The 12,227-nt window shown below is 66.7% G+C and carries 14 protein-coding genes; 4 read left to right on the top strand and 10 right to left on the bottom strand.

Features of this window, described 5'->3' with window-relative positions:
- The gene (gene zupT / locus QM701_RS03955) at nt 1-894 is read right to left on the bottom strand and encodes a zinc transporter ZupT (RefSeq protein WP_415165793.1); all 894 of its coding nucleotides are present in this window, start codon (nt 892-894) and stop codon (nt 1-3) included.
- Between the two features lie 460 nt (nt 895-1,354).
- Here zupT and QM701_RS03950 point away from each other — a divergent pair, with 460 nt between their 5' ends.
- Complete coding sequence (locus tag QM701_RS03950) at nt 1,355-1,690, top strand: hypothetical protein (protein WP_415165792.1); 336 nt, start codon at nt 1,355-1,357, stop codon at nt 1,688-1,690.
- Nucleotides 1,691-1,814: 124 nt separating this feature from the next.
- The gene (locus tag QM701_RS03945) at nt 1,815-2,234 is read left to right on the top strand and encodes a YidB family protein (protein ID WP_415165791.1); all 420 of its coding nucleotides are present in this window, start codon (nt 1,815-1,817) and stop codon (nt 2,232-2,234) included.
- Here the strand turns inward: QM701_RS03945 and QM701_RS03940 are convergent.
- The 8 genes from QM701_RS03940 to QM701_RS03905 all read right to left on the bottom strand — a co-directional run bounded on the left by QM701_RS03940 (nt 2,131) and on the right by QM701_RS03905 (nt 7,521).
- Complete coding sequence (locus QM701_RS03940) at nt 2,131-2,637, bottom strand: VanZ family protein (RefSeq protein ID WP_415165790.1); 507 nt, start codon at nt 2,635-2,637, stop codon at nt 2,131-2,133. The two genes, QM701_RS03945 and QM701_RS03940, sit on opposite strands and share 104 nt — an antisense overlap.
- Nucleotides 2,638-2,845: 208 nt before the next feature.
- Complete coding sequence (locus tag QM701_RS03935; protein WP_415165789.1) at nt 2,846-4,933, bottom strand: heavy metal translocating P-type ATPase; 2,088 nt, start codon at nt 4,931-4,933, stop codon at nt 2,846-2,848.
- 3 nt (nt 4,934-4,936) lie between these two features.
- Complete coding sequence (locus QM701_RS03930) at nt 4,937-5,341, bottom strand: hypothetical protein (protein WP_415165788.1); 405 nt, start codon at nt 5,339-5,341, stop codon at nt 4,937-4,939.
- Entirely contained in the window at nt 5,322-5,720 is a 399-nt protein-coding gene (locus tag QM701_RS03925) for a hypothetical protein (protein ID WP_415165787.1), read from the bottom strand. Before QM701_RS03925 ends, QM701_RS03930 begins: the two co-directional genes overlap by 20 nt.
- Nucleotides 5,717-6,034, bottom strand: coding sequence for a hypothetical protein (locus tag QM701_RS03920; protein WP_415165786.1), 318 nt, complete (start codon nt 6,032-6,034; stop codon nt 5,717-5,719). The genes QM701_RS03925 and QM701_RS03920 overlap by 4 nt, the downstream gene beginning before the upstream one ends.
- A gap of 1 nt (nt 6,035) precedes the next feature.
- Nucleotides 6,036-6,695: a ferritin gene (locus QM701_RS03915; RefSeq protein ID WP_415165785.1), complete on the bottom strand. Its 660-nt coding sequence runs from the start codon at nt 6,693-6,695 to the stop codon at nt 6,036-6,038.
- A complete protein-coding gene (locus QM701_RS03910; protein WP_415165784.1) occupies nt 6,688-7,035 on the bottom strand; it encodes a cation transporter in 348 nt (115 codons plus the stop codon). The genes QM701_RS03915 and QM701_RS03910 overlap by 8 nt, the downstream gene beginning before the upstream one ends.
- Nucleotides 7,036-7,077: 42 nt before the next feature.
- Nucleotides 7,078-7,521 carry a hypothetical protein gene (locus QM701_RS03905; RefSeq protein WP_415165783.1) on the bottom strand — a complete coding sequence of 148 codons (444 nt, stop codon included), beginning with the start codon at nt 7,519-7,521 and terminating at the stop codon, nt 7,078-7,080.
- 282 nt (nt 7,522-7,803) lie between these two features.
- Between QM701_RS03905 and QM701_RS03900 the strand changes: the two genes are divergently transcribed.
- Nucleotides 7,804-8,310, top strand: a complete 507-nt coding sequence (locus QM701_RS03900; protein WP_415165782.1) for a bacterioferritin — start codon at nt 7,804-7,806, stop codon at nt 8,308-8,310.
- 124 nt (nt 8,311-8,434) lie between these two features.
- Here the strand turns inward: QM701_RS03900 and katG are convergent, their stop codons facing one another.
- The gene (gene katG / locus QM701_RS03895; RefSeq protein ID WP_415165781.1) at nt 8,435-10,699 is read right to left on the bottom strand and encodes a catalase/peroxidase HPI; all 2,265 of its coding nucleotides are present in this window, start codon (nt 10,697-10,699) and stop codon (nt 8,435-8,437) included.
- A 774-nt stretch (nt 10,700-11,473) separates the two neighbouring features.
- Here katG and QM701_RS03890 point away from each other — a divergent pair.
- Entirely contained in the window at nt 11,474-12,214 is a 741-nt protein-coding gene (locus QM701_RS03890) for a hypothetical protein (protein ID WP_415165780.1), read from the top strand.
- The last annotated feature ends 13 nt before the right edge of the window (nt 12,215-12,227 follow it).

The raw sequence follows: 12,227 nt of genomic DNA, 5'->3' as shown, positions 1-12,227 counted from the left end.
TCAGCGCATCAGCAGCAGGCTGAGGGCCATCACCGCCATGCCGGCCACCAGGCCGAACAGGCTGTCGTGGCCCTTGCCGTAGGCGCGGCTGGTCGGCAGCAGTTCGTCCAGGCTGATGTACACCATGATCCCTGCCACGCCGCCGAACAGGATGCCCATCAGCTCGGGCGGGACCACGCCGCCTTCGCCGCCGGAAACGAAAAACAGGATGAGGTAGGCGACGCCGGCCCCCACCGGTTCGGCGATCCCGCTCAGCATCGAGTACAGGAATGCCCGCTTGCGGTCGCCGGTGGCGTAGAAGATCGGCACCGAGACGCTGATGCCTTCCGGGATGTTGTGCAGCGCGATGGCGATGGCGATGGCCACGCCGAGCTGGGGGTTCTCCAGCGCGGCGAGAAACGTCGCCAGCCCTTCGGGAAAATTGTGGATGCCGATGGCCAGCGCGGTGAACAGCCCCATGCGCATGAGCCGGTGATGATCGTGCCCGCCGTGCGGATGGACGGGCGCCGCGACGACCAGTGCCGGGACGGGCGGCGGCGCGTGGACCGCGGAGGCGTCGTGCAGCGGCAGGGTTTCGTCCTCGGTGCGGACCTCGTGCGGGTTTTCGCCCGCCGGGATCATGTTGTCGATCAGCCCGATCAGCAGCATGCCGCCGAAGAACGAAGCGGCGTTGATCCAGTGCCCCCAGGGATCGCCGAAGCGTTCGGTCAGCGCCGCCACGCCCTTGAAGAAGATCTCGACGAAGGAGACGTAAAGCATCACGCCCGCCGAGAATCCCGTCGCCACCGAGAGGAAGCGGTAGTTGGTGCGCTGCGCGGTGAAGGCGATGATGCTGCCGATGCCGGTGGCGAGGCCGGCCAGCAGGGTGAGGCCCAGGGCGAACGCTACATCCATGGCGGATTCCTTTGGTGACGGCAGGCCGGTCTGCCAGGCGCCAGCGCGGCACGCACGTTTTTTTTCGACGGCGCCGTCCCGGCGGCGGCGCGCCAGTATGAAACTTATCAGGGTTGGCTCGAATTGGAAATTCGAAATCGCGCTGTCCGAACCTGCTCTCCCTCCCCTCCAAGGGGGTGAGGACGGGGTTTCGCAGAGCACCGCTCTGCGCCGTCCGAACGGGCTGGCTGTGTAAAGCCAGCACTACCGGGTCGGGGTGGGGATGGGGTAAGCGTCCGGCCTCGCCACAACCCCATCCCCCTCCCAGCCTCCCCCTTGAAGGGGGAGGAGTCGATGTGTCCGGCGTTCGTGCGCTTGCCCCGGCGGAACCGGCTCCGGCAAGGACGGAATCCGCCAGCGTTATATACTCGACACCGCCTGCCGCCGGCGGGCGCCGGAATCCCTCCCGTCCTGGAAAGTCATGCGCGGTTTTTTCAAACATCTTCCGGAAATGCTGAACCTGCGCCGGCCGCCTCCGCAGAAGGCCGAATGCGGGTTTTGCGGCGGCGTGCGCTGCATCGGCGCCTGCGGCGCGCAGCAGACGCCGGAGCGGACGATCAGCCTTTCCGGCCGGATCGTCCTGGAAGACGGCTGCGGCCGCATCGAATGCCCCGATGGTGCGGCGCTGCTGTTCGGGCGCCATTCACCCGAAGAAAAGGCGATCCTGCAAAAATGCGCGGACGGCGATCGGTGCACGATCACCGCAAGGGTGGAAAACGGCCGGCTGCAGGGCGTCGTTTCCGTCGAGCGCGGCTGATTCCCCAGGCAGTGCCGGAACGGCACGGCACCCGCTGCACAGGCTGCCTTCGCAATTCTTCACATTTTGCCGGGGACCGCTCGGCTACGATGATTCCTTCACCGATTTCACGGAGGGGACGGACATGGGACTTCTCGACCAGGTCGTCGGCGCGCTGGCCGGCGGCCAGAACGGCGGCGGCAATACGCAACTCATCCAGGCCGTGCTGCAGCTGATCAACAATCCGCAGATCGGCGGCCTCGGCGGCCTGCTGGGCATCCTGCGGCAGAGCGGCCTCGGCGAAGCCGCCGATTCCTGGGTATCGACCGGCCGGAACCAGCCGGTGTCGGCCGAGCAGCTTCAGGCGTCGCTGGGCGATTCGCTACTTCCAGGGCTGGCGGCCCAGCTCGGCATCACGCCGCAACAGGCCTCGAGCGGCCTGGCCGACCTGCTGCCGCAGATCATCGATCACCTGACGCCGGACGGCCGGTTGCCGCAGGAAAATCAGGGCGATCTGCTGACGGAGGGGCTGGCCTTGCTGAAGAAAGGCGGCCTGTTCGGCTAGCCTGCGCAGTCCGTCCCCGCATCAGCCGGGGATACAGGACGAACAGTACGGCGGCGGCCGCCAGGGCCGCCGCGCAGTCGACCAGCCAGTCGGCAACCGAGGCGCCGCGGTAGGACAGGAAAGACTGTACGAACTCGTCCCCGGCGCCCATGAACATGACGCCGAGCACGGCCGTCTTCGCCCGTTGCGCGGCGTGTCCGGGGCGGCCGAGGAAGAGCAGCAGCGCCAGCACGGAATAGGACAACCCGTGCAGGACGGCGCTCGGCGCGTATTCCCCGATCCCGGCGCGCGCGCCGGGGATCGAGCCGAGGACGAGGATTAGCAGGTACATGATCGCGGCGGCGCGGCGGCAGTATTTCTGAAAGCCTGGATCAAGCAGGATACGGGCAGGATCGTCGGTCATCGGGCGATTCGTTCATGTCGTCGAAGGGGCACCATACACCATTGCTGCCGTCTTTGCCGTCGGCCAGGTCGACCGCATGAACGTGCGCTCCCTCCCCTGCAAGGGGAAGGCCGGGGTGGGGATGGGGTAAGCGCCTGGCCTTGCCACCACCCCATCCCCCTCCCGACCTCCCCCTTGAAGGGGGAGGAGGTGATGCGTGCGGCCCGCTTCAGACCTTCCTGCCGCCGAGCAGCGCGTTGAGCAGGATGCCGATGGTGGTGCCGTTGTGCAGCGTGGCGGCGGCGATCGGCTTGAGGACGCCGAGCGCGGCGGCGCCGAGGATCGCGGTGTTCAGGCCGACCGCCAGGCGGTAGTCGGTGTCGATGAGCTTCATGGCGCGGGCGGCGATGGCCTTGGCGTCGGCGACGCGGGCGATGTCGTCCTCGAGCAGCGCGATGTCGGCCGACATGCGGGCGATGTCGGCGCCTTTCTGCATGGCGATGCCGACGTGCGCGCCGGACAGCGCGGGCGCGTCGTTGATGCCGTCGCCGATGAAGGCGATGCGCGCGCCGTCCGCCTTCATCTTTTCGATGATCGCCGCCTTGTCCGTCGGCAGCAGTTCCGCGTGGAAGCCGTCCAGGCCGAGCGTCCCGGCCAGTTCCGCCGCCCGTTCGCGGTGGTCGCCGGTGAGCATCAGGATGCGCCTGGCGCCCAGCGCGCGCAGGCGCCGGACCGTTTCCGCGCTGTTCTCGCGCAGATGGTCCTTGAGCGCCAGCAGGCCGATCAGGGCGCCGCCGTAGCCGATGTAAAGCAGCGTCTTGCCCTGCCGGTAGAGGCGCTTGACGGTCGGTTCGTGCTCGGCGACGTCGATGCCTTCGTCTTCCTCGATGAAGTGGCGCGAGCCGATGACGATGCGCTTGCCGTCGATTTCGCTGGCCACGCCGTGCGCCACCACGAATTCGACCTCGGTGTGGTCGAAGTGCCGGCCGTGCACCGCGCGCGCGGCGCTGACCACGGCGATCGCCAGCGGATGGAAGTAGTGCTCCTCGACCGAGGCGGCGAGGCTGATCAGGTCGTCCGGGGTGAAGGCCTCGTCCAGGGCGATCGAATCGGTGACTTCGAGCAGGCCGGTGGTCAGCGTGCCGGTCTTGTCGAACACGAAGGTGTCGGCCTCGGCCAGCCGCTCCAGCGCCGTCGCGCCCTTGAACAGGATGCCGTTCTTGCCGGCCGAGTACATCGACGACTTGAAGGCTACCGGCGTCGCCAGCTTGAGCGCGCAGGAATAGTCGGCCTGCAGCACGGACGCGGTGCGTTCCCAGTCCTGCGTCAGCACGAACGAGGCGCCGGCCAGGCCGAGCACCGCCGGCACCAGCCGGTCGGCGAGGCGGGACGCCTGGAGCTGCGCCTCGCTCTTGGCGGTCAGCGACTGCTCGACGTATTCGGCGATGCGCGCGGCGGCGGTCTTGCCGCCGACGTGCTCGGCGTAGATGCGGATGCGTCCTTCCTCGATCAGCGTGCCGGAGAGCACCGCGTCGCCGCGTACCTTGACCACCGGCGTGCTCTCGCCGGTCATCGACGCCTCGTTGATGGTGGCCTCGCCGCCGAGCACGGTGCCGTCGATCGGAATGACGGTGCCCGTCGCCGCGACGACCGTGTCGCCCACCTGCACTTCGCCGGCCGGCGTCAGGATTTCAGTGCCGTCCCGCTCGACCCAGACCTCGTCGCTGACCGGGTGGACGAGGTGCTTGAGCAGTTCTTCCGAGCGCCGGGCGATCGATTCCTCCAGGTACTCGCCGAGGGCCAGCATGAAGGTCGTGGTGTTGGCCGCCAGGTAGTCCTTGCGCGCCACCGAGATCGACACGGCCAGCGCCTCCAGCACGTGCGAGGTGAGCCCGCTCTCGCGCAGCTCGGTCAGGGCGTGCGCCAGCAGCGGCGCCGCGGCGGCCAGCGTCACCGGCGTCTTCAGCGTTTCCGGCAGGCGCTGCGTGGCGAGCAGGGTGATCAGGCTGGCGATCACGCCGCGCGTCTCGGCGGCGCCCGTCCCGTTCTTGCCGGAGCGCAGCGGCGGCGGCGCGCCCAGCGCCAGGAGGCCCGCTTCCAGCGCATCGGCATCGGTCCGGCCGGCGTCGAATTCGACGATCAGCGCGCGCGCCGCCGCGTTGACCCGCGCGTTGACCGCGCCGGGCAGGTTGCTCGCCGCCAGCGAGATGTCCTTCGCGGCCTGGGGCGTCTCCGGCCGGCAGCGATAGCGCCAGCGCACGCGACCGCGCGTCTCGTGCAGGCGCTCGAGACGGACGAACCAGCTTTCCTGCGTCATGTATCAGGCGCCGTGTTCGGCCTCGATCTCCGCCTTGAGGTCGGCCATCTGCTCCTTGAACTCCTCGACGCCGCCGGCCAGGCCGGTGTAGAGCTTCATCGCCGACTTCATGATCTTGCCGCGCAGTTCCTCGTCGGCCAGCACGTAGGCGGCGGCCGCGCCGAGCAGGGCGCCGATGACGAACTGCTCCGTCGTTCCCGCGCCGAGACCGCGCGGCAGGCCCAGACCACGCAGCAGGCCGAGTCCCTGCTGCTGCGCGGCGTCCTTGCCGCCATAGGCGCCGGGGAAACCATAGCCGTAGCCGTCCTCGCCGCCCGCGCCGTAATTTTCGTATCCCGCCGCGCCGTTCTGTCCGTAGCCGTTCTTGATGGCTTTGCGCAGCATCTTCTTAAGCTTTTTCTTGCTCATCGATGACCTCTTTCGTGCTGGAAGGTGAATCCTGGAACAGATGCTTGATGACGCTCAGGCCGGCCGCGCCGGCGGCCACGGCGACCAGCGCCGAAGCGTAGTCGCGGCGGTCGATCGCGTTGGCGCCGGCGACGCCCGCGGCCATCGCGGTCCCGCCCTGCAGGGCGAGGCGCAGCGTCTCCCGGCGCGCCGGACGTCCGGCGCCGCTGGCGGCGACCAGTCCGGCCGCGATGAAGCCGCGCACGAAACCGTTACGCGCCGCCAGTTCCGGCGCCGGCCAAACCGGCGGGACGACGGCGCAGCCCCGGCCGCGCCGCGGGCGCCCGTAGCCGGGAGGCACCGGTCCCCACGCCGGGCACGGCGGCACGCGGCGCTTCATGCGGCGCCTCCGGTGGGCGCGGCCGCTTTCGGCTTGGCCGGCGCCCGGCGTTTGGCGGCGGGCTTGCGGGCCGGTTTCGCCGCCTTGGCTGCCGCCGCCGGCGTCTCGACGGCGGGGGCGGCGGCCGGCGCCGCCTGGAGCTTGTCGCGCAGGCGCGCCGACGAGTGTTCGAGGGTGGCAAGGCCGCTCACGGTGGCTTCGCGCAGGCGGTCCTGCGCCTTGTCCAGTTGCTTTTTCGCCTTGTCGTTGCGGATCAGCTTGATGGCGGCCACTCCGGCCAGCAGGCCGGCGGCAAATGGGAGCAATGGAAACATGTCAACCTTCCTTTCTTCTCGACGGGGGTTTCTTCTTGAGCGCATAGGCCATGGCACCCCCGACAGCCAGACCGGTCAATAGGGCGGGGCTGGTATTGCGCAGCAGCGGCGCGAACAGCCCGAAGGGGTGATGTTCAGCGCCCAGGATGGAGAAGGTCTTCTCCAGGAAATCCGAGAAGAATCCATGCCGCAGGTAGGCCTCCTCGGCGGGGATGCCGTAGGCGGCGTGCATCCGCTCGGTCCGCTCGGCCCGCATGACGGCGCGCAGCAGCTGCGGCAGGCGGCGGTTGAGCGACTGGCGGCGCAGGCGTTCGAACACGGCGGCGATGTCCGGCGCGCCGGCCAGCGGCCATTGGCGCGCATGGAGCGCGGCCAGCGCGGCTTCGCCGTTGGCCGCCCGGCGGCAATCCTCGAACCAGGTGCCGGTGATCCGTTCCGTGCCGGCGTAGGCGTCCGCCGGACAGGCGACGCCGTGCCGCCGGCAGGCGGCGACCAGCCAGCCGACGCGCTTTTCGCTGCCGGCCAGGAGGGCGGGGAAGGGGGCGCGGGAGCCGTAGGCTTCCGTCATGCGCCGGCAGAACGCGCGCGCCTGCATCTCCGCGCCCAGCGCGGTGCGCAAGGCCCCGTGGATGCCGCGGGAATCCCAGGTGAAGTCAGGCACAGGCCACCTCCATGTATTTGTCCGAGATGATCCGTTGCAGCACGGCCGCCGCCTCGCTCTGCACGCTGCCCAGGAAATCCGGCCAGGCCTGGAAGGGAATGGCCCGGTGGTCGTATTCGATGGTGCACGAGCGCGCCAGCGCGTTGACCCGGATCGAACGGATGCCGGGCGTGGCGTCGAGCGCGTCCTTGAGCGTGCGCGCCCGGGCGACCAGGCATTCGGTCTGCGGGTCGAGCGGCGGCAGTTGATCGACCAGCAGCCGCAGGCGGATGCGGCCGGGCACGTGATGGGCGATCCTTATGCAAGGCGAGAATTGGCGGAGTTTTTCGATGATGCTCATGGTTTCGCTATCTTGGCTGATTCGGTGTGCCGCGCCGGCCGGTCAATGCACCAGCGTGCGCCGGAAGATGGTCAGGTGCGCGCACAGGCAGGCCACGAAGATCCAGCCGGTGACGATGTGCAGGCGCTTGGGGCCGGTGTAGGCGAAGGCCAGCGAGGCGGCCAGGCTGGCCAGCGCGCCGATCTTGGCGTAGCGGTTGACTCTCAGGCGGGCGCTGCGGCGGCGCCTTCTCGGCGGATGTTCGCCGCTCTGGGAGGCGAGGCAGGCGGCGAGCACGGCCTCGGTCCGCTGCTGCATTTCTGGCAGCGGGATCACTTTGGCGTCGTAGCGCAGGATCACGCTGCACGCGGCGGGATTGGCGCGCGCCTCCAGCACGGGCAATTCCCGCGTGGTCGAATCGATGACGCGCTGGGCGACGGCGCGATCGGACAGGCGCGAATCCCTGACTCGCAGCCGCCCCGGTACGGCGGAAACGATGCGTTTCATCTGGTGAATCCCTTCTTTTCCCTTCCGTGGCGCGGCGGCCGGTGCGATGTTTCCGCGGAGCTGTCGCCCGCGGCGCGGCCGCGCGTTCGGATTCGTTTGCCGGGCACTCCCGAAATACGGCGATGTGGCCTCGCCGGGCCCGTTACGACTCTATGTTGACAAAGCAATGATAACCCTTTTGCCGCTGCGTGTTTCAAGACGGCTCGTTTAAAATCATGGCGTCCGGCTGTCGGCAATGCGTGCCGGCGATCGAGACCGTCTTTCATGGATTGGGAGAAAACGATGAAAAACCAGAAGAGTATCGAGCTGCTCAACAAGGCGGTCGCCGACGAGCTTTCGGCGGTGCACCAGTACATGTACTTTCATTTCCACTGCGATGACCAGGGCTACGACCTCCTCGCCAACCTGTTCAAGCGGACGGCGATCGAGGAGATGATGCACATCGAAAAACTGTCCGAGCGGATTCTGTTCCTCAAGGGCGACGTGGAGATGGCCGCGTCCGAAAGCGTGCAGAAGATCCACGACGTCAAGGGCATGCTCGAAATGGCGACGAAGATGGAGACGGCCAGCGCCCGCGACTACAACCGCTGGGCGAACGAATGCTCGCAGAACGAGGATTCGGTGTCGAAGAAGCTGTTCGAGGCGCTGGTCGCCGACGAGGAAACGCACTTCGACCGCTACGACAAGGAAATGGACAACCTCGTCAAGTTCGGCGACAACTACCTGGCGCTGCAGTCCATCGAGCGCAGCAAGGCGGTCTCGGCCGGCGGCCAATCCGCCGCCTCTTGATCCGGACGCGCGGCAGTCTGCTTCTGCAGCCCCCAAACAAATGGACCCTCGGCAAGCGAGGGTCCATGAGTGTTTCGGAAGCGGGCGCGGATGCGCCCGAAACGCTTCCGAACGCCGTATTGCCTTACTTCACGTCGAAGCGGTCAAGATTCATCACCTTGTTCCACGCCGCCACGAAGTCGCGCACGAAGGTCTTTTTCGCATCGTCGCAGGCATAGACTTCGGCGAGCGCCCGCAGCTGCGAGTTCGACCCGAAGACGAGATCGACAGTCGTAGCCGTCCACTTCAGTTCGCCGGTGGCGCGGTCGCGTCCTTCGAACGACTCGCGGGCCTCCGAGGTCGGCTTCCAGACCGTGCCCATGTCGAGCAGATTCACGAAGAAGTCGTTGCTGAGGGCGCCCGGACGCTTGGTGAACACGCCGTGGGCCGACTGGCCGACGTTGGCGTTCAATACGCGCAGGCCGCCGATGAGCACCGTCATTTCGGGCACGGTCAGCGTCAGCTGCTCCGCCTTGTCGACCAGCAGGTCGGCCGCATACGGCTCCAGGCCGCGGCGGAGGTAGTTGCGGAAGCCGTCGGCCTTGGGTTCGAGCACGGCGAAGGAAGCGACGTCGGTCTGCTCCTGCGAGGCGTCGGTACGGCCCGGCACGAAGGGCACCGTCACGTCCATGACGGCCTTTGCCGCCGCCTCGACGGCCGCATTGCCCGCCAGCACGATCAGGTCGGCCAGCGAGATTTTCTTGCCGCCCGAGGCCGCGCCATTGAATTCCTGGCGGATGCTTTCCAGCTTCGCCAGCACGCGCGCCAGTTCCTCCGGCTGGTTGACCGCCCACTCGTTCTGCGGGGCGAGGCGGATGCGCGCGCCGTTGGCGCCGCCGCGCTTGTCGCCGCCGCGGAAGGTGGAGGCCGAGGCCCAGGCGGTGGAGACCAGCTGGGAAATCGACAGGCCGGAAGCCAGCACCTGCGCCTTCAGAGCCGCAACGTCCTTCTCGTCGACCAGCGGGTGGTCGACTGCGGGCACCGGGTCCTGCCAGATCAGCTCTTCCTGAGGCGCCAGCTTGCCGAGGTAGCGCGAGCGCGGGCCCATGTCGCGGTGCGTCAGCTTGAACCAGGCGCGGGCGAACGCATCCGCGAACTGGTCCGGGTTTTCCATGAAGCGGCGCGAGATCTTCTCGTACTCCGGGTCGAAGCGCAGCGAGAGGTCCGTGGTCAGCATGGTCGGCACCAGCTTCTTCGACGAATCGTGCGCGTGCGGAATCGTCGCGCCGGCGCCCTTGGCGACCCACTGGTGCGCGCCGGCCGGGCTCTTGGTCAGTTCCCATTCGTAGCCGAACAGGTTCCAGAAGAAGTTGTTGCTCCACTTGGTCGGCGTCGTCGTCCAGGTGACTTCCAGGCCGCTGGTGATCGTGTCGCCGCCCTTGCCGGTGCCGAAGCTGTTGTGCCAGCCCAGGCCCTGCGCCTCGATCGGGGCCGCCTCCGGCTCGGGACCCACGTTCGTGGCAGGCCCGGCGCCGTGCGTCTTGCCGAAGGTATGGCCGCCGGCGATCAGCGCCACCGTCTCCTCGTCGTTCATCGCCATGCGGGCGAAGGTCTCGCGGATGTCCTTGGCCGCCGCGATCGGGTCGGGGTTGCCGTCCGGGCCTTCCGGGTTCACATAGATCAGGCCCATCTGCACCGCCGCGAGCGGGTTCTCCAGGATGCGCGAGTGCTTGTCGCCGTCGGCGTCGTCGTCGGACACCAGCACGGCCTTGTCGTCGCCCTTGTCGACCCCTTCCGAACCATGCGCATAGCGCACGTCGCCGCCGAGCCACTTGGTTTCACTGCCCCAGTAGACGCCTTCATCCGGTTCCCACACGTCCTCGCGGCCGCCGCCGAAACCGAAGGTCTTGAAGCCCATCGACTCGAGCGCCACGTTGCCGGTGAGGACGATCAGGTCGGCCCACGAAAGGCTGCGGCCGTACTTCTGCTTGATCGGCCACAGCAGGCGGCGCGCCTTGTCCAGGCTGACGTTGTCCGGCCAGCTGTTCAGCGGCGCGAAGCGCTGCTGGCCCCGGCCGGCGCCGCCGCGGCCGTCGGAGATGCGATAGGTGCCCGCGCTGTGCCAGGCCATGCGCACGAATAGCGGCCCGTAGTGGCCGAAGTCCGCCGGCCACCAGTCCTGCGAGTTCGTCATCAGGGCCTTCAGGTCGGCGACCACCGCATCGAGGTCGAGCTTCTGGAACTCCTCGGCGTAGTTGAAGTCTCTGCCCATAGGATTCGACTTCTCTGAGTGCTGCTGCAGGATCGACAGGTTCAACTGGTCTGGCCACCAGTCACGGTTCGACTGCATGCTTTCCGTGGTACGTGCGCCGTGTTGCGCGGCGAAGGGGCATTTGCTTTCTGTGGTCATGAGGACTCTCCTTTTATAAAATGGACCGCCTGCTGCTCAGCGCTAAGTCTAGCGAGCCCTCACCTCCGTTTCCAGTTAATTAAGCCAATGCCGGCGATACATCGCCGCTATCGGAGCGCCGCGAGGCGGCACGGAGGACGCCTGCCGTCTGGAACGAAGTCGTGGCATCACTCCGTGATCCGGGGAAGCCGGTGGGTTTCGGTATCTGGATGCCGCGATTACCGCCGGCGGAGGCGCCAACCCTGAGTCATTCGCGCAGGCCCGCACGACGATTGGCCGTTTCAAACTGCAAGGACCCCGCGGCGGCAAAACTGGTTTTTGAGAGCTGTTCTGCTTGGCGACGGACTTGGCGCCGATACTTTCCGTTTCGTCCACGCCTAGCGACTCGGCACTGACGACGGCCGCGCATCGCCAACACGGGCCCTTTCCGACTGACAGGCTGATCGGGTATTCAATAATATTTCTCATTTAACTTGACGTCATCGATAAGCTTGACGTAGATTTACGCCTGAACATCCCGTCCGCATCACACTCGGGCGGCTCCGGCGGGCGGAGCGCACGAATCTTGGAATCCTCGTGCGCCATGCGTCATTTTCTGATCCCATTCTTGCCCGCTTTCCTGTCCGCCGTCGCTGCTGATTCGCCGCGTTCTGTTTCCCTGAAACGCCAGAAGCCCTCCCCGTTCGACTCTCGCCGCCACGCCATCGGCTTGCGTCGACCTGCCGGCGGATGCGACACGGCGTAAAAAGACTCTCTTCGTCCGTGGGGTACGGCATGCATCCGGGCTGTAAGGCACGCTGCTCCGGATTCTTCCGCTGGCTCTGGCTGCCGGGCGCTGCCGCCGCACTCTACTACTACCTGTGGATATGGAATCCGCTGCCGAGCGACGAGGAGATGATCGAGAACTTCAAGACGCATCGGGCGGATTTTGTTGAGGTGGTGCGCCGTTACCGCGAATACCCGCGCCCGCCGGGCAAAGATACCGCCTTCTGGTTCAAGGACGGCGACACACTGGAGCTCTTCAAACGCGCGGGGATTGACAGTGTTGACCATGATGCTTGGACCCCTTGGCTTCCTAATCCGTATTCAATGGAAACAGCAATGAATATGGAAAATGAGCGTAAGGCAACTGGCCCGTTTGGGCTGTTTTACAGATATGGAGCCTTATACATTCAACCCGCGACGACGCCGCGCATCGATCATCCCGATCGAACCGATCATAGAAGGCACTACCGGAACACGGTGGTTTTTGGCGTGATCTGGAAGGAGTACTACTTTTTACCGGAAATTCCTCGAATCGAGAATGGCGAGCTCTTCGGCCCACTCAGCATAGTGGGGAAAGGGTTTCCTGGTCCCCATCAGTATCACGAACAGGAAGGCGTTGCGACGACTCAGTACAGAGTCCGTGTATTCCCTTCCCTTAACCGCCTGCCCAACCATTGGAAGGGCTTCGAATGTGTGTATCGGCAGATCGAGCCGCAGTGGTTCATCCGTATGTGTAACGGCCGTCATTAATTTCATTACAGAG

Source organism: Propionivibrio sp. (assembly GCF_047602565.1).
GTDB lineage: Bacteria > Pseudomonadota > Gammaproteobacteria > Burkholderiales > Rhodocyclaceae > Propionivibrio.
Note: the sequence above shows the minus strand (reverse complement) of the source record. Positions and strands in the feature narration are given on the sequence as shown.